Here is an 18,405-nt window from a genome sequence, read left to right as displayed (position 1 = left end):
AATTTGTTCTCTACCTTAGCGGCACAAATATTCGAGTCTTACATAGCCCCAACGACGACGACGTCAACTCTATGGAATTTACAGTGAAGCAGATTGCTGCCCTTCTCGGCGGTACAGTTGATGGGAATGAATCTCTGAAAATCAGTCAACTGTCCAAAATTGAAGAAGGCCAGGAAGGTAGCATCTCTTTTTTAGCAAATCTGAAATACGAACATTATCTGTATACAACAGCCGCGTCGGCCGTCATTGTCAACAAATCTTTTGAACCCCGACAGCCCGTTCAGGCGACCCTAATTTTCGTAGATAACTCCTATTCTGCTTTTACGAAATTACTGGAACACGTAAACCGGCAGCAACCCGTCGAAAAAGTGGGTGTCGAACAACCTTCATTCATTGCTGATTCGACCCGGATTGGTGACCGCCCGTATCGCGGGGCGTTTTCGTACATTGGCGATAATTGCCTGATTGGCAGTAACGTTAAAATTTACCCGCAGGCCTATATCGGTAATAACGTAACCATCGGTGATAATACGATTATCCACACCGGTGCCCGGATTATCGACAATACGGTTATTGGGCACAACTGCGTCATTAAAGCCAATGCGGTAATTGGCAGCGACGGATTCGGGTTTGCGCCCCAGCCCGACGGAACTTACCGGGCGATTCCGCAGTTGGGAAACGTCATTATTGAAGACAACGTCAGCATCGGTGCCAATACCACCGTCGATTGCGCCACGGTGGGTTCCACCATCATCCGGCAAGGGGTCAAACTGGATAACCTGATTCAGGTCGGTCATAACGTTGAAATCGGTAAAAACACGGTCATTGCGGCCCAAAGCGGTATTGCCGGATCAACAAAAATTGGCGAGAACTGCGTCATTGGCGGGCAAACCGGAGTGACAGGCCATATCTGGATTGCCAATCGGACAAAAATCGGCGGCCGGTCGGGCGTAACGAAGTCCGTGAAGGAAGAAGGACTGTCGTTCAGCGGAATGCCGGCTTTCGATGTCAAAGACAGCCTGCGATCGTCGATCGTTTTTCAACGGCTACCGACCCTCGAGAAACGCATCAACGAGTTGGAAAAGAAAATAAACAATCAATGAGCCACCATCGAACGGATCACTCAGGGATATCTGTTACGAAGTGTCGATAATAGTCTTCAGGTCAGAAGCTTACGGAATGAATACCAAACAGCAGACAATACAAAAAGCGGTCTCGGTCTCGGGCGTAGGATTGCACACAGGCGTTATGGCAACCATGACGTTTCTGCCCGCACCGGCCCACCACGGGTACAAATTTCAACGCGTCGATTTACCGGGTCAGCCGATTGTCGACGCTGATGTCGATAATGTAGTCGATCTTTCCCGCGGCACCACCCTCGAACAGAACGGAGCCCGGATTCATACCGTCGAACACGCCCTGGCGTCGCTGGTTGGGCTGCAACTCGACAATATCCTGATTCAGCTCGACGGACCCGAACCGCCCATTATGGACGGCAGTTCGATCAAGTTCATCGAAGCCCTGCAGGATGCCGGTATCGAAGAGCAGAACGCGTATCGTAACTACTTCGAAATCAACGAGTACGTCCATTATAAGAATTCCGAAAAAGATATCGAGATTGCGGCTTTACCGCTCAGCGATTACCGGCTCACCGTTATGGTGGACTACAATTCGCGGGTGATCACGAGCCAGCATGCGTTCCTGAACGACATCAGCCAGTTTTCTTCGCAGATTGCGATGTGCCGGACGTTTGTTTTTCTGCACGAACTGGAAATGCTTTACAAGCAGGACCTGATCAAAGGCGGTGATCTGACCAATGCCATCGTCATCGTTGATCGGGATGTGCGCGAAGGTGAGCTGGATTATCTGGCCGATCTTCTGAATAAACCGAAAGTAAGCGTCAATAAAAAAGAGGGCATTCTCAACAACATCGACCTCCATTATCCGAATGAAATGGCCCGCCATAAATTGCTCGACCTGGTCGGCGATCTGGCATTGGTTGGACGGCCCATCAAAGCGCAGATTCTGGCGGCCCGGCCCGGCCACGCGGCCAACGTGGCTTTTGCCAAGAAAATCAAGAAACTGATGCAGAAAAATGCCGCGAATACGAGTCCGGCCTACGACCCGACTCAGCCGCCGGTTTATGATTTTCAGAAAATTGCCAGTCTGTTACCCCACCGCTATCCGTTCCAGATGATCGACAAAATCATGGCCCTGGACGAGAGCAGCGTCGTCGGAATCAAGAATGTTTCCATGAATGAGCAATACTTTATGGGGCATTTTCCGGGAAATCCGGTGATGCCGGGTGTATTGCAGTTAGAATCGATGGCCCAAACCGGGGGGATTCTGGTGCTGAGCACCGTTCCCGACCCGGAAAACTACTGGCCCTACCTGATCGGGATCGAAAATTGCCGCTTTCGACGGAACGTAGTTCCGGGCGATACGCTCATTTTTCGTTGTGAATTCATCTCGCCCATGAAGCGGGGGATCGTCAAAATGTCCGGACGGGGTTACGTTGCCGGGCAACTTGTCTGCGAAGCCGAAATGATCGCCAGTCTTGTCAAGAAAAAATAGGTTTGAGGTTTGACGTTTAAAACCGCGGTAATTTTACCGGCGAATTTTAAACAGTAAGCCTAAAACGTTAAACCACGAAGTTTAATGATTCAACCACTTGCATACATCCATCCGGATTCTAAAATTGCTCAAAACGTTGTTATAGAGCCATTTGCAATTGTCCATAAAGATGTCGAAATCGGTGAAGGAACATGGATAGGCTCCCATGCCGTCATTAATGAAGGAGCTCGTATCGGCCGGAATTGCCGCATTTATCCGGGAGTCGTTATTTCGGCTATTCCCCAGGATTTGAAATTTAAAGGCGAGTACACGCTGACCTTTGTCGGCGACAACACCACCATCCGCGAATACGCAACCGTTAGCCGGGGTACCGAAGAACACCGGCGGACCGAAATTGGCAGCGATTGCCTGATCATGGCGTATGCGCACGTTGCCCACGATTGCCGGATCGGTAATCACTGCCTCATTGGCAATACGGTTCAGATGGCCGGCCACGTTCACCTCGGCGACTGGGCCATTATCAGTGCCTTCAGCGCGGTTCACCAGTTCGCCAAAATTGGCATTCACGCCTTTATTTCGGGTGGATCGCTGGTTCGGAAAGACGTTCCGCCGTTTTCCAAAGCCGCCCGCGAACCCATTACCTACGCCGGTATCAACTCGGTGGGCCTGCGCCGTCGCGGATATACCAACGAGCAAATCAACCAGATTCAGGAAATTTACCGCTATATCTACCTCCGCGGTTTGAATAATGCCGAAGCACTAACCCGCATCGACCTGGAACTTCCTCCTTCCGACGAACGTGATGAAATCGTCAACTTCATCCGCAATTCCGAACGCGGAATCATGAAGGGACCATCGGGCCGCGAAGTGGGCGAATAAAATGATGAATTATGAGTGATGAATGATGAATTATTGACCCATTTATTTCATCGTTCATCATTCATCATCCATAATTCCAATGAACATCACCACCGAACGACTCAGCAAGCGCTTCCGGCGCGAGTGGATTTTCCGTAACGTTGATCTGACCATGCAGGCTGGCAACAGCTACACGTTCGTCGGCCCCAACGGAAGCGGCAAATCAACGCTGCTCCAGACCCTGATCGGGGTTTTGCCCGCTTCGGAAGGAACCATCCGGTATTCTTTAGAGGAAAAACCGGTCGAAGTCGACGACTGGTACCGCTACCTGGTGATGGCCGCGCCCTATCTGGAATTGATCGAAGAACTGACGCTCCTCGAATTACTGACGTTCCACCAGGCCTTCAAACCGTTCAAAAACCAGTTGACGCCCGACCAGCTCTGTGAACTCATGCTCCTGAGCCACGCCCGCCACAAAGAAATCAAAGCATTTTCGTCCGGTATGAAGCAACGGGTAAAACTGGGACTGGCTTTTTACTCCGAAGCCGCCATTGTTATTCTGGACGAACCCACCTCCAATCTCGACAAGCAGGGTGTCGCCTGGTACCGCGAACGCGTTCGCCTGCTTTCCGATCAACTCCTGCTGATCGGCTCCAACCAGCCCGAAGAATACGATTTTTGCCCCAACGTGATCGACATCAGCCGCTGGAAATGAGTTTCAGCATCCGGTAGTAACGGTTTCAAAATAGCCTGTCGGTACCAACAAGTTGCAACTCTTCGCATCGTTATTGAGTCATGGTAACTGAGGTGAACGCTGACCGACAAGCGGGCCGAAACGGCGGTGAAGACTGCTGCGGGTTGAAGTCTTTTAGCGAACGTCTTACCGCTTTCCTCCGAAATTTGTATCTTGAAATCTTTTTGATGTCGCCGGTTTATGTGTCGAACGTTTACTTTCTGTTTGTTTTGTATCCTTTTTGGACTGCTTAATGTAACCTGGGCAGACAGCCCCACCGGAGCTGTGCGGTTTGTGCAGAACAAGGGCCAGTGGTCGTCGGAGGTGTTGTTTCGGGCCGAACTGCCGGGCGGTTTTTTGTTCCTGAAAAAGCAATCCCTGCACTACGTTTTTTACGACACCGAAGCCCTGGATCGGATCCATTCGGGACGCCCGAATCAGACAGCCTCCCGAACGGCTTCACCGCCCGAACTGACCGAGCCGATGGTAAAAGCTCACGGGGTGGAAGTTCAGTTGCAACACAGCCTTGCAACGGCCCAGATTGAAAGCAAAAACCTCGTTTCCGAGGATCTGAACTATTTTTTAGGCAACGATTCCAAGCGCTGGGCGAGTGCGGTACCGGCTTTTGGCGAAGTGATTTACCACGAAATTTATCCGGGCATCGATCTGCGCCTGTTTGCTTATTATCAGACACTGAAATACGAATTCATAGTAAAGCCGGGTGCCGATCCTTCGGTCATTCGATTGCGGTATGCCGGTGCTTCGGCCGTTCGGCTGGAGAAGGGTCAGCTGCTGGTTGAAACCAGTCTGTTGCCGTTTCGGGAAGAAAAACCGTATTCATTTACCGAAAAGAACAGCAAAACTACGGAGGTTCCGGCGGAATGGACGCTGGACGGCCTGACGGCTTCGTTTCGTTTTCCACACCCGTACGACAGCCAACAACCGCTCACCATCGATCCGACGCTCATTTTTTCTACCTATTCGGGCTCGGTGAGCGATAACTGGGGACATACGGCGACCTATGATAACGACGGTAATCTGTATACTGCCGGAACGGTTTTTGGCACCAGTTTCGTACCCACCACCGGTGCTTTTCAAACCCGCTACGGGGCCGAAATGGACGTGGCGGTCATGAAGTTCAGCCCGGACGGAAAGCAGTTGCTGTATGCCGCCTATCTGGGTGGTTCCACCGGCGAAACTCCTCACAGCCTGATTGTTAACAGTAAAAATGAATTGCTGATCTATGGCGTTACGTCCTCGGCGAATTTTCCAACTACCTCCGCGGCCTACAACCGGAAATTTGCGGGCGGTACGGCGTATGTTCCGTTGGGAAATGGACTGCCCGAACCGGGAAGTATCTACGGAACCATCTATTTCAGGAACGGAACGGATTTGTTCGTTGCCAACATCAGTGCCGATGGCAAGGTCTTGAAAAACAGCACGTACGTTGGCGGTTCATCGAACGACGGCCTGAATTATGTGGATCAGTATCTGGGCATTTATAACTATGGCGACGACCTGCGGGGCGAAATCATTGTCGATAAAAATGACAACGTTTATGTGGCGACGGTTTCGTTTTCTGCCGATTTTCCGGTTACTGCCAATGCCCCGCAATCGAAACTACAAGGACCGGCTGATGCGGTTTTTTTACAACTCAATCCGGATCTGAGTCAGTTGCTTTGGAGTACCTATTACGGCGGAAGTGGTTACGATGTCGCCTATGCCCTCCGAACGGGGGCTTCGGGCGCCGTTTATGGCGTGGGCACCACCCGCAGCGCCGATTTGCCCGCCACCGCCGGAGCATTCAAACCACAAATTGGTGGACAGGAAGACGGCTTTCTGGTCAAATTCAGGAATAACCAACTGGAGCGCACCACGTATCTGGGAACGACGGCCGACGATGCGGCTTACCTGATTGATCTCGACCCGCAGGAAAATCCGCACGTATTTGGCTTAACCAGAGGGCAATACGCAGTTTCAGACAGTGTTTATCGGAACGCCCGGAGCGGGCAGTTTATTCACGCGCTCGATCCCGGTCTTTCAAAGACGCTCTTTTCAACCGTCATAGGCTCCGGTCGCATCGGGCCGGATGTTTCACCAACGGCATTCCTGGTAAATGAATGCGGAAACATGTATTTGTCGGGATGGGGTGGAGCGGTTAACGTACGAAGTGGTAATGTTAACAGCAGTACGCAGGGTTTACCGGTTACAACCGATGCCTACCGCAAAACAACGGACGGCAGTAATTTCTGGCTGGCGCTGCTGGAGCAGGGCGGAAAATCACTCCTGTACGCCACTTTTTTCGGGAGTGATAATGTCGCCGGGCGTGGCGATCACGTCGATGGCGGAACCAGCCGGTTCGATAAAAGCGGGGTCATTTACCACGCAGCCTGTGCCTGTGGCGGAACGCGCTTTCCGGCAACGGCGCAGGCGTGGTCGCAAAACAACAAAAGTCCCAACTGCAACAATGCCGCGTTTAAGTTTGACATCGACCGGTTAAAAGCCGCTTTCGACGCCTACCAGGGGACGCTGAAAGATGTGATTCAGGGGTGTGCGCCCTTAACGCTCAATTTTGTCAATACGAGCGAGGGCGGCATTACCTACGCCTGGGATTTTGGCGGAACCGGAGCATCGTCCAATCCGGCACAGGTTAGTCATACGTTCGACAAACCGGGCGAATACACCGTAACACTGACGGCGTATAACAAGCTGACCTGCAAGCGGGTCGATGTGGCGCAAAAGGTGATTAAAGTATTTCCTGCCAATTTTAAAGTGAGCAAAGACACGACGGTTTGCGCCGGACAGCCGGTGCAACTGCTGGCCGAAGGCGGCCAAACCTACGCGTGGTCACCAACGCAGGGGCTAACGAGTGCAACCGTGGGCAATCCCGTTGTCAATCCTACTAAAACTACTACCTATAGTGTGAAAATTACGAACGAAAACGGCTGTTCGGCCACAAAAAACGTGACCATTACGACCGACGACTCGTTCCGGCCCGTTGCCGAAGTACGGCTGAGTTCGGAATGCGGCCAGCCGATGAAGGTAGAACTGATCAATAAAACGGCGGGCGCTCAGGGATTTAAATGGTCGATGGGCAACGGTGACACCCTGCGCACCAACGCCCCCGGCACTTACCAGTATGCGCAGTCAGGGCAGTATGAAATTACGGTAACCTCCTCCAAAAACGGGTGTAGTCTGGCGCTCAACCTGCCGGTTACCATCGAGAATATGAGCGAAATTCCGAACGTGGTGACGGCTAATAATGACGGAAAAAACGACGTTTTCAACGTCGGATTTACGGGCGCAGCGCTGGAGATTTTTAACCGGTGGGGCAAATCGGTCTACCGAAGCGAAAACTACAGCAACACCTGGGGTCGTGACATCCCGGGTGGACTCTACTATTACCTGCTGACGACGCAGCGGGGCACAAAATGCAAAGGGTGGGTGGAAGTATTGGAATAGAACGATGCATATCACCTAGGTGGACACCACAGTTTTGATGATGTCCTGTACGGTATAAAATACCGTACGATCGGCCTGGGCTTCCAGTACGTCGGCGCGGGTGTAGCCCCAGGCAACGCCACCGAAGGCGATACCGGCTCCTTTCGCAGCTTCCAGATCCCGAATTTCATCGCCTATGCAAAGCACTTCACCGGGTTTAACGCCAACCTTCTCCAGGGCTTTCCGGAATTTGTGCTGCTTCCCGAAAAGCGAGCTGCCACAGCCGTAGTGCGTAATGAGGGCTGCCGTTTCGGGGCCGAGTATCCGGCGGATATTCTCTTCCGAATTGGAACTGACAATGGCGAGCCGGACGCCCTGGTGCCACAACTGCTTTAACAGATCAGGAACACCTTCGAATAACGGGATTTGCGCAATGTCTTTGCTCATCTGGCGAATAAAAGCATTGGCGATGAGCGGTATTTTCCAGGCAGGCAGCCGGGCATTTTTTATCAACTGACGGGCATCCAGGCCCCGGAGCTGATCGGTCTTTTCGGGATCGATGGGCGGAAAATGATAGGTCTCCGCCAGCATGTTTACCGTTTTCAAAAAATACGGAAAGGAATCGGCCAGCGTGCCATCGAAATCGAAAATAACCAGTTTGTAGTTCATCGCAATCCTTGGTTTACAGGCTCCCGGTTGGAGGAGATTCAAGTGTAAGACGGGGCTTCCGTACCATCCGGGAACAGCAGCCAACTCAGTTTTCGAATCGAAAAGCGAATTTCTGTACAATATCCCTAACTTTTCTTTCTTCTAAAATTTTTTTCAAAACCGCGTAGGGGGCAAGTTTTCAATGCGGGTCATAGCGGCATAAAACAACAAGTACAACCACAAATCGCTATGACAACGATGAAATTCACAACCATTCTTTCCGCTTTTTTTATTTTTGCCCTGGTGTCGCTGACTTCCTGCGACTTTGAGCGCGTCGGCCCGTATGAAGAGGACGAACGTTCGTATGGTCTGACCAATTTCGACCGGCTCGACATGGGGAGCGCCTTCGACATTACGGTGGAACAAGGCAGTAACTTCAGCATCGAAGCCCGCGGCAATAGCCGGGACCTCGACGATCTTGATATCTATACCAGCAACGGAACGCTCCACGCGCAATACCGCAATCACTACCGAAACCGCCGGTACGATATGAACATCAGGATCACGATGCCGACGTTGCGGGGTGTCGATTTTTCCGGCGCTTCCCGGTCCGAAATTACCGGTTTTCGGGGCCTGCGTGAATTCGATATCAAGCTGACGGGTGCTTCCCGTTCGACGGTCGATCTCGATGCGGCCCGCACCAACATCGACTTGTCGGGCGCTTCCGACCTCGACCTGAAAGGAACCAGTGCATTGCTGGTAGGCGAACTATCGGGTGCCAGCAAACTGGAAGGCTTTGATTACCCGGTCGATGAAGCCGAACTGGATTTGTCCGGGGCGAGTTCGGCCCGCGTGCGGGTGACAAAACGGCTGGATGTAACGGCCAGTGGTGCCAGCAGCGTCCGGTATCGGGGCGTACCCGAACTGCGATCAAAACTGTCGGGTTCGAGTACGCTGCGGCAGGATTGATTCGGTAGAGGTAAGAAGTGAGAATAGAGATTAACAACAAAAAAGGAGCACGTGTCGGGTGCTCCTTTTTTGTTACCAGGTATTCAAACTTACTCAATCGCCTGCGCGACTTCCAGTTCCTGCGGTTTTTTCGGTTTTACTTTCTTCCGGGTAAACCGCTCGATAATCCGGTCGACCACCAGATACATCGACGGAACGATCAGCAACGTCAGCAGCAGCGACGAGGTCAGACCGCCGATGATGACCCAGGCCATCCCGTTTTTGGTTTCGGCTCCGGCACCACTGGCCAGGGCAATCGGCAACATCCCCAGAATCATCGCCAGCGTCGTCATCAGAATCGGGCGTAACCGCTCTTTTCCGGCTTCGATCAGTGCATCGACCACGTCATGCCCTTCGGCTTTTAGCTGGTTCGTAAAGTCAACGATCAAAATGGCGTTTTTGGCCACCAGACCCAGCAACATGATCATCCCGACAATCGAGAATACCGTCAGACTTTCCATCGTCAGCGCCAGTGCCAGCAATGCACCGATCAACGCTACCGGAATCGAGAACAACACCACGAAGGGATACACCACGCTTTCGTAGAGCGCCACCATGATGAAATACACCAGCAGAATGGCAATCATCAACGCCAGGCCCAGACTGCCGAAGGCATCGGATTGTTGTTGCAACTGACCCAGATACTGGATCGAAATCCCTTCCGGTAATTTCACTTGCGCCATTTTAGTCTGAATGTCGGTTCCCACCGTTCCCACCGGACGCCCGATAACCTGGGCGTTGACCGTTACCGAAGAAAGCCGGTCGATGCGCTCCAGAACACTTTCGCCGATCTGTTCCTGTACGGTGGCAAACTGTGACAGTTCAAACATTTTGCCCTGGTTGTTGACAAACGTCAGGCGGCTGATGTCCTCCGCTCTGGTGCGGTCGAACCGGTCAAGGCTGATCAGAATATCGTATTCATTGCCGTTTTGCTTGAACTTCGACTGATCGTTGCCGCGGAAAGCGTTTTGCAAGGCCACCCCGACATCGGAAGCATTGATGCCCAACTGGGCCATTTTTTCACGGTCCAGGTTGACCGTTACTTCCGGTTTCGGATCTTTCACGGAATATTTCACGTCCTGCGTCCCCGGCACCGACTGCGTTACGGCTTTCACCTGCGCGGCCGCTTTCCGAATATCGGCGAGGTTCGTCCCTTTCACGGCAATCATAATTGGTGCCTGCGAAGCTCCCACGATGCCGACCGGATTAACGGTTACCTTCACACCCGGTATTTCACTGATTTCTTTTTTCAGTAACTGTCCAAAAGCTTCGGTTGAAATGGTACGTTGTTTTTTGTCGATCAGCTTCACGTTCAGATCGGCGATGTTGCTGTTCGAAGACGTGGCAATACCGCTGCTGGTGTACCCGACGTTGGTAAAGACGTTGGTTACTTCGGGGTGCTTCATGATCAGCTGTTCCGCGCGCTGCGCCACGGCATTGCTCTGGTAAATGGAAGCGGTCGGAGCCAGTTCGATCTGAACGCTCATTTCGCCCTGATCACTGGCTGGCATGAAAGCCCCACCGATAAAACCGGCCGGAACCAGCGCAATGGACCCAACCAGCAGGGCAAAGATGCCAAGGAAAACGTACCGTTTGTGACCCAGAACCCAGACCAGGATTCGCCCATAAGCCGCCGTCAGCCGATCGATGAGGCTCTCAAAACCTAAGTTCAGACGGCCCCAGAGCGAGCTCTTGCTCAGTACTTCAATTTTGCCAAACCGAGAAGCCAGCAAAGGCGTCAGCGTAAACGAGACGAGCAAACTCATCAGCGTCGAGAAAACCACCACCAGCGCAAATTCCCGCAGGATGTTTCCGATCAACCCACCGGTCATGGCCAGCGGCACGAAAACAACCACGTCAACCAGCGTAATGGCCAAAGCCGTAAAGCCGATTTCACTCCGGCCGTCCAGGGCCGCCTGCCGTTTGTCTTTCCCCATTTCGAGGTGGCGGTTGATGTTTTCCAGGACCACAATCGAGTCATCGACCAGAATACCGACCACCAGCGAAAGCGCCATCAACGTCATCAGGTTCAGCGAAAAACCCATCAGATACATGAGCGCGAACGTCGGAATCATCGACGAAGGCAACGCCACCAGCACGAACAGAGCCGACCGGAAACTGTGTAAAAACAGCAGCATGACGAGCGATACGATCAATACCGCCAGGCCCATATCTTCCACCACCGCGTGGGCCGAAGCCAGCGTGTACGTCGATTGGTCGGATGCGATATTGAATTTTAACTTCACATTGGCGTGTTGCTTTTCCAGAACGGCAATTTTGGCGCGCACTAACTCGCTGACGGATACCGCGTTGGCATCCGATTGTTTCTGAATCTGCATCCCGATGGAAGGCAGCGCGTTGATGTGGTTGATGGCCGTCGGTTTGGTCGTTGCATCCACAACTTCGGCCACGTTCCTGAGCAACACCTGGCTGCCGTCGGTCCGCCGGGCGATGATCAATTCCCGCAGGCGGTTGGTGGTTTCGACGGAGGCATCAAAACGGATCGAATACTGCGACTCCTGGGTTTCCAGCTGACCGGCCGGATAACTCGTGTTGGCTGCGTTGATGGCCTGCGACACCTGCCCGATCGACACGCCGTAGGCCCGGAGTTTTTCCAGGTCGACGTTCACCTGAATTTCGCGCTCATTGCCCCCGATGATGTTCACCTGGCCCACCCCCGATACGTTCGATAATTGCGGTTTCAGGTCGTTGTCGATCAGGTCATACAACGCGGTCGGCGACATGTCAGCCGTGATTCCCATCCGTAAAACCGGTATTTCATCGGTCGAGAATTTGTTTAGAATCGGGCGGTCGGCCGCGTCGGGCAGCAGGTTGACAATCTGCTCGACTTTCCGCTGCGCGTCCTGCTGGGCCAGCGTCGTGCTGACACCGTTTTTCAGTTGGATAATGACAATCGACGCACCTTCCTGCGAGGTCGATGTCATGCGGTCCAGCCCTTCGAGCGACGACAACGCGTCTTCGATGCGCTTGGTCACGTTCGTTTCCACCTCATCGGCAGAAGCACCCCGATACGTCGTGGCCACGCTGATGACGTTGGCTTCGAATTTCGGTAATAAATTATACGATAATTGCTTGTAACTCAGCGCACCGAACAGAATCAGTACGATGAAAACGGTGGTCACCAGCAACGGCCGTTTAACCGCTATTTCGGAGATTGACATGGTTTCTTTCTTTGTTATTTCGTGATCTGTACGGTTTTACCGTCGCTCAAATTCAATTGTCCCGTGGTAACCACCTGATCACCAGCCGCCAAGCCATCCAGCACTTCGATGGAATCGTTGAATTCACGGCCCACTTTGATGACGCGTTTCCGGACTGCATTACCGTTCACAACATACACGTACGGATTCTTGATGCTTTCCACCAGCGCCATCCGTGGAATCTGCAAGGCTTTCTGGTTGGATTTCTGCGAAAAGTCAACGTTGACAAACGTCCCGGCTTTCAATCCGGCGGCATTATCGATCGTGATTTCAACCGGATAATTGTGCTCTTCCGTACCCTGGGGCGCGATGTATGAAATGCGGCCGCCGAAGGTTTTTCCCGGAAACACATCCGTCGTTACCCGAACCGTCTGGCCTTCTCGCAACCGGTACACGTCACTCTCGTTCACCGGCACCTGCACTTTCAGCCGGGCTACATCCAATACCGTTCCCAATACCGTTCCGACCGTGATGTATTCGCCCGGTTCGATATTTTTCTTCACAATCCGGCCACTGATCGGTGCTTTTACGTTCGCATCCGCTATCTGTTTCTGAATCTGCTCGGCCTGATTGACCGCGTTTTCGTAGTTGTATTTGGTTTCGTTCACCTGAATTTCGGTTGTGGCATTGCCCGCCAGCAAGGTGGTATACCGCGTCACGTCCTTTTTCAGTTTTTCGATATTCAACCGGGTGGCTTCCAGCGACAATTCTTTCAACTTGTTGTCGAACTCGACCAGCGTTGCGCCCTGCCGGACCGAAGAACCCAGATCAAAGTTCACTTTCGTTACTTTCCCGGCCGTTGTGGCCGTAATATCCGCTTCTTTGAACGGAATCAGATTACCGGTTTTGATCAGTTGCTGACTAACCGTTCCTTCTTCAACCTGGGTAACCGTTACCGGAATGGCCGTATTGGTAGCGGTCGGCAACTGGTTTTTTTCATCGATCGTCTTCTTGTTCGAAGCCAGTCGAAAACCGATGAGGGCGGTAACGGCTAAAAAGGCCACTACGACGATGATTGTTGTCTTTTTCATGCTATTAGGTTGTATTTAGTACTCAGAGTTGGTTATAAAAGTTTAACAAGGTTCCCTGCGATTGTTCTAAATCAAGGCGGGCCTGATAAAAATTAATGAGCGAATTGATGTAGTTCGATTGCGCCTGGCGGTACGAATTGTCGGCATTGATCAGATCCGTCAGCGGTTTGGTTCCCTGTCTGTATTGTAAGGTCGTGATGTTATACACTTCCTGCGCCAGTTTCACGGTCCGTTCGTCGTTTTCTGCATTGAGTTTCGCTTTCTGGATTTGCGACTGGGCGTTGTTGAACTGAAGCTGGTAGGCCGACGTATTCAGTCGCTGCTGTTCTTCCTGCGTCAGTACGGTCAATTTAGCCTGCTGTACCTGCGCATCCCGTTGGAATCCGTCGAAAATGGGCACATTCAATCGCAACCCAATGCTACCATACCCAATAAAGTTCTTAAACGCATTGTCGAATTGATTGGCAAAATTCAGCGTACCGTAATTGGCGGTGAAGTTTAAACTGGGCATATAACCGGCCCGGGTGCGCTGCAATTGCAATCTCTGCAGCGTCAGATTGGTTTCTGCCTGCTGAAACGTAACCAGATTTTTAGCATCGAATTGCGTCATCGGCACGGTTGGGGGCACTTTCATCAGCAACGAATCCGACAAGGTCAGCGGTTGATCCTGCGACAGGCCCATCTGGTATTTCAGCCGGTTCAAGGCCAGGTTTACGTCGTTCTCGGCCAGCGACAGCTGCGAGCGGGTGTTGTTGTAACTCACTTCCGTATTGGTGTAGTCAACGGGTTGAATCACCCCGTTGTCGCGCTGCAATTTCAGAATGTTCAACACCTGCTGCGTCCGTTCCAGGTTGTCTTTCAGCAGGGCAATTTGCTGCTGCGAAATAAAAACCTGATAATAATTGCTGGTGATGTTATAAATGACGTCCTCCCGCGTTTGCCGGTTATTGAGTTCGGCCAATTGCTGATTGGGTTTGCTCGCCTTCAGACCCAGCAACAGAGATCGGTCGTAAATGGGTTGCGTGAGCTGAGCCGAAACGTTGTTCTGGTATTTCTGGCCAAAGGTGAGCCGAATTGGTTCGGGCGACAGCGGACCCGCCGGGATGATGGATGTTTGCAACTTGACGTTATCCGTGAATGTCGCCGAACCTGCTACCTGTGGCAAGTACAGACCCAGCGCCTGACGGGCTTGCTGGTTAGCGGTTTCAGTCTGGTACTGAGCAATTTTTACGGTACCAAAATGCTGAAGTCCGTAGTCGATGCAGTTCTTTAACGTCCAGTTCGTTTGCGACCAACCGGGCAACGAAGCGGTAAGCGAAAGCATCAAAAATAAGAAAACTGTCTTTTTCATGGTTGTATTAAACGAATAAAAACTTATATTGTAGATATATCAACAGTAGACATATCAACTATCTGGTCAAAAAAAATCAGTTCTCGACCAACACGGAAACTTTCTTCAAGATTCTCAGTAAGGAAGTAACTTCTTCCGGTGTCAATTGGTTGGTAACTTCGTCATCCAGTTCTTTAGCGGTCTGAATTATTTTCTCGATAATCATCTTTCCGGCTGGTGTCAACCCGATCAGGTTCTTGCGCCGGTCCGAATCATCGGCAGAAATACGCAGGTAACCATCCCGTTCCAACGTGCGAATAGAGCGCTGTATGCCTGATTTATCCCTTTGCAGGATATTGGCGATGTCCTGTTGTGACAATAAACCATCGGACGAGCAGTTGACCACAAACAATACCGGCAATTGTTCCAGTTGAAGGGAAACCCCGGATTTAGCCAGATCGCGGTTTGCTTTCCGGGCGAACATGTGCGAAACATGGTTGATGTTGAACACCACAAACCCGCCCATCTGGTTGAATATCTTTTCCCGTATGCTGGTTTCTTCTTTCGTAATCATGGTTGCAAACTTATAGTAGGTTGATATATCAACCAAATTTTCAGAAGAAAAGTTTTGGATTTTTTGAGGATACGGTCTGTTAGAGGGATGAACGGTTTACTGTACCCACGGACCGTGTGGGCGGCCCCGTTCAGTCCGTGGGTACGTTAGACCGCATACCGCCCGGCGGGCGCATAATGCTTTAGCTCGATGGTATCACCGGGCAACGGTTTCGTATTCCAGTGGTGATGGATCGCCAAAGCCGAACCCAGGGCGGTGGCCTGGGCCATAGAAGCCGCAAACACTTCAATTTGGGGGAAAGCCGACGCCAGCAGATTCATGTAAATCGGATTTTTGCTGAATCCGCCGTCGACAAAGATTCGTTTCACCGGCGAGTTTTCCAGAACCAGATTGGTCGAAACCAGTTGCTGTGCAACAATGTCGAGCATCAGTTGGTGATAGGCTTCTTCGTACGTCCGGAAAACTGCCAGATCGCGGTGTCTGAAAAGTGATTCCTGCAGGGGAGGGGCTTTCACGTCCTCAAACCGGTTGTTGGAATGGGCGCGCGAATCCCGTAAATACTGAATCAGGTCCGGGTCGTAATCGACCTGTTTGTAGTAATCGCTGGAAGTGTTAAAATGGGCTGCCAGCCGTCTGGTCTGCTGCTCGTGTTCGTAGCCGGCAAACAGGCGTGACGCCTTGATCGGTTGCCCCTGATAATGGAGGTAACACAGGCAGTCGTATTGCAACTCCTCCGCCGTTAATGGAATGGTATTGAACGGGTTGAGGCTAATCGACCAGGTTCCGGTCGAAATCAGCACAAACGGTTCCTGAAACGACGCCAGATACGGGATTAAAGCCGCCGAACTGTCGTGCAAACCGACGCCCACCTTGAGTGGATGGTTGAGCCAGATGGCATTCAGCACGCTGTCGGACGTAAAAATGGGTCCGAAAAGCTTATCCAGTTTCTCGGCAATGACCCAGTTATGGTACTGATTTTGGTTAAAATCCCACAGCATCGTGTGGCAGCCAATGCTCGTTACATCCGTTAATACCTGACCGGTAAACAGATAGCTCAAATACTGCGGTAGATGCAGCGAATACCAGATTCGGCGGAACAGCTTGGGTTTGTCATACTTGATGCGGTATAGCATCAGGCCCGAATTCAAACTGTCCAGCGCCGGCGAAGCGGTTTGCATGGCCAGCGTCGTTTCGTCGCCGTAGGTTTTGTAGAATTTCTGGCGGATTTCGGCGGGATACGGTTTCAGATAATTATAAAGGTACCCAATAGCCCGGCTTTCTTCGTCCAGGTACACGAAACTGGCCCCATACGTTGAAAAATTCAGCGCCCGAATGTCAAACTGGGGTAGTTCCAGCACTTCCTGCAGCAACGATTGCACCCAGGTTGTCAGCCGCGGAAGGTCTTCGCACGGATCGCCGTCGTCGTCCACAATTTCGTCAAACGGCTCCGATCGTTCCCAGACGATTTCATACCGTTCGTTGAAAAGAAACAACTTCTTATTCGTCTTCCCGACGTCGAAAATGGCAATAACGGGCGTTTTCATTGAGTGAAAGAATGAAAGAGCGAAAGAGCGAAAGAGTGACTGCTGCGTCGTTACCTTCGCTCTCTCACTCTTTCACCAATTAATTTTAGAGTCCTGTGGCGATGGTTTTTAGTCCCCGTTCGCCGATGAGTTGCTGGCGGATGTTCAATTGGCGGAAGAGGGTTAAGGGATTCAGGGCCCCACCCGCCCGCCGACGTGCTTCGGCTACCAACGGCCGGACATCGGTGCGGTAGGCTTCCTGTAAAATTTCCTGTGCCCGCACCACGTCGTTCCCGTTGCGGGCTTCTTCCAGCGCCAACCGATCGACCAGCAGCGCCTGGGCGTAGGCCAGTTGAATGGCTTCGACCGACTGCAACAGATCTTCCAGCGGATCTTTGACATTGTGGCTGGCATCGATCATCCAACCCAGATCCGTCGCATGATTCATGCCTTTGGCGTCCATTCCTTCAATCAATTCGTTGAAAATCAGGAATAACTGGTAGGGGCGAATGCTGCCCACCGTCAAATCGTCGTCGCCGTATTTGGAGTCGTTGAAGTGGAAACCGCCCAATTTGCCTTCCATCAACAGCAGGGAAACGATCTGCTCAATGTTGGCATTTGGCAGGTGGTGGCCCAGATCGACCAGCGTGTAGGCTTTCGGTCCGAGCTTATTGGCAAACAGCAGCGACGAACCCCAGTCGCCAACGGTCATCGAGTAAAAATTGGGTTCAAACGCTTTGTACTCCACGAAAACTTTCCAGTTGTCGGGCAAAGCCGCGTAGATTTCCTGCAAACTTTCCAGCGTCCGTTCAAACGCTTTCCGGAAATTCAACTGCCCCGGAAAGCAGGAGCCGTCGGACAACCAGACCGTCAGCGAGTCGGAGCCCAGCGCAACCCCGTGGCGGATCACGTCGATGTTGTGCTCGATCGCCTGTTGGCGCACCGCCCGATCGACGTGCTGCAACGATCCGAATTTGTAGCTGTGTTCCTGATTGGGCTGGTCCTGAAACGTGTTGGAATTCATCGCGTCGAACCGCAGGCCGAAACTGGCCGCCAGATTTTTGATGGCTTCCCCGTCTTTCGGAATGTCCCACGGAATGTGCAGTGAGATTGCTCCGCTCGACTGGTTGAGGGCGTGCAGCAGGCCGACGTCTTCAATTTTTTCTTCCAGCGAACGCGGTTCTCCACCGCCCGGAAACCGGCCAAACCGGGTTCCGCCGGTGCCGAGCGCCCAACTCGGAATGGCAATCTGGAAATCGATCAGTTTTTTAATGACCTCCTCGGCGTTGGCGACTTCCTCCGTCCAGTAGGACAGCTTGCGCTGGTGCGCTTCCTGGAGCTTATCGTTATGGTCTGAAATCTTATAGGCTTCGAGTTGCATGAGGATTTAGGTTTTTAAAAAAGTTGTTTCGCGGAGTTGAGCGGAGAAAATCAGAGGTACGCAGAATCGTATTTCGTTTCTCT

Annotated in this window: 13 protein-coding genes; 6 read left to right on the top strand and 7 right to left on the bottom strand. The window is 52.0% G+C overall.

What is annotated here, in order from left to right; genetic code table 11:
* Positions 1 to 71: 71 nt before the first annotated feature.
* From lpxD to EHT87_RS11415, 5 genes are all read left to right on the top strand, one after another.
* Positions 72 to 1,103, top strand: a complete 1,032-nt coding sequence (lpxD, locus tag EHT87_RS11435; protein WP_124906757.1) for a UDP-3-O-(3-hydroxymyristoyl)glucosamine N-acyltransferase — start codon at positions 72 to 74, stop codon at positions 1,101 to 1,103.
* 76 nt (positions 1,104 to 1,179) lie between these two features.
* Positions 1,180 to 2,574, top strand: a complete 1,395-nt coding sequence (locus EHT87_RS11430; protein ID WP_124906756.1) for a bifunctional UDP-3-O-[3-hydroxymyristoyl] N-acetylglucosamine deacetylase/3-hydroxyacyl-ACP dehydratase — start codon at positions 1,180 to 1,182, stop codon at positions 2,572 to 2,574.
* An 84-nt stretch (positions 2,575 to 2,658) separates the two neighbouring features.
* Complete coding sequence (gene lpxA, locus EHT87_RS11425) at positions 2,659 to 3,453, top strand: acyl-ACP--UDP-N-acetylglucosamine O-acyltransferase (RefSeq protein ID WP_124906755.1); 795 nt, start codon at positions 2,659 to 2,661, stop codon at positions 3,451 to 3,453.
* 79 nt (positions 3,454 to 3,532) lie between these two features.
* Entirely contained in the window at positions 3,533 to 4,147 is a 615-nt protein-coding gene (locus tag EHT87_RS11420) for an ABC transporter ATP-binding protein (protein ID WP_124906754.1), read from the top strand.
* Positions 4,148 to 4,390: 243 nt separating this feature from the next.
* Positions 4,391 to 7,627 carry a T9SS type B sorting domain-containing protein gene (locus tag EHT87_RS11415; protein WP_229321002.1) on the top strand — a complete coding sequence of 1,079 codons (3,237 nt, stop codon included), beginning with the start codon at positions 4,391 to 4,393 and terminating at the stop codon, positions 7,625 to 7,627.
* Positions 7,628 to 7,642: 15 nt separating this feature from the next.
* Here EHT87_RS11415 and EHT87_RS11410 read toward each other — a convergent pair whose 3' ends face one another.
* Positions 7,643 to 8,275, bottom strand: coding sequence for an HAD-IA family hydrolase (locus tag EHT87_RS11410; RefSeq protein WP_124906752.1), 633 nt, complete (start codon positions 8,273 to 8,275; stop codon positions 7,643 to 7,645).
* Positions 8,276 to 8,503: 228 nt separating this feature from the next.
* On the opposite strand from EHT87_RS11410, the gene EHT87_RS11405 reads away from it, so the two are divergent.
* The gene (locus EHT87_RS11405; RefSeq protein WP_229321001.1) at positions 8,504 to 9,223 is read left to right on the top strand and encodes a head GIN domain-containing protein; all 720 of its coding nucleotides are present in this window, start codon (positions 8,504 to 8,506) and stop codon (positions 9,221 to 9,223) included.
* Between the two features lie 89 nt (positions 9,224 to 9,312).
* Here the strand turns inward: EHT87_RS11405 and EHT87_RS11400 are convergent, their stop codons facing one another.
* The 6 genes from EHT87_RS11400 to EHT87_RS11375 all read right to left on the bottom strand — a co-directional run bounded on the left by EHT87_RS11400 (position 9,313) and on the right by EHT87_RS11375 (position 18,322).
* On the bottom strand, positions 9,313 to 12,444 hold the full coding sequence (locus EHT87_RS11400; protein WP_124906751.1) for an efflux RND transporter permease subunit: 3,132 nt from the start codon (positions 12,442 to 12,444) through the stop codon (positions 9,313 to 9,315).
* A 14-nt stretch (positions 12,445 to 12,458) separates the two neighbouring features.
* Positions 12,459 to 13,514, bottom strand: coding sequence for an efflux RND transporter periplasmic adaptor subunit (locus EHT87_RS11395; protein ID WP_124906750.1), 1,056 nt, complete (start codon positions 13,512 to 13,514; stop codon positions 12,459 to 12,461).
* Positions 13,515 to 13,536: 22 nt separating this feature from the next.
* Complete coding sequence (locus EHT87_RS11390) at positions 13,537 to 14,865, bottom strand: TolC family protein (protein ID WP_124906749.1); 1,329 nt, start codon at positions 14,863 to 14,865, stop codon at positions 13,537 to 13,539.
* A 76-nt stretch (positions 14,866 to 14,941) separates the two neighbouring features.
* Positions 14,942 to 15,418 carry a MarR family winged helix-turn-helix transcriptional regulator gene (locus EHT87_RS11385; protein ID WP_124906748.1) on the bottom strand — a complete coding sequence of 159 codons (477 nt, stop codon included), beginning with the start codon at positions 15,416 to 15,418 and terminating at the stop codon, positions 14,942 to 14,944.
* Positions 15,419 to 15,564: 146 nt separating this feature from the next.
* A complete protein-coding gene (locus tag EHT87_RS11380; protein ID WP_124906747.1) occupies positions 15,565 to 16,962 on the bottom strand; it encodes an FGGY-family carbohydrate kinase in 1,398 nt (465 codons plus the stop codon).
* A gap of 85 nt (positions 16,963 to 17,047) precedes the next feature.
* A complete protein-coding gene (locus EHT87_RS11375; RefSeq protein WP_124906746.1) occupies positions 17,048 to 18,322 on the bottom strand; it encodes a sugar isomerase in 1,275 nt (424 codons plus the stop codon).
* Between the last annotated feature and the right edge of the window lie 83 nt (positions 18,323 to 18,405).

The sequence above is a fragment of the Larkinella knui genome, from assembly GCF_003858645.1.
In the GTDB taxonomy this organism is placed as follows: Bacteria; Bacteroidota; Bacteroidia; order Cytophagales; family Spirosomataceae; genus Larkinella; species Larkinella knui.
The sequence above is the reverse complement of the archived record's forward strand: the minus strand, read 5'-3'. Positions and strand labels throughout refer to the sequence as shown.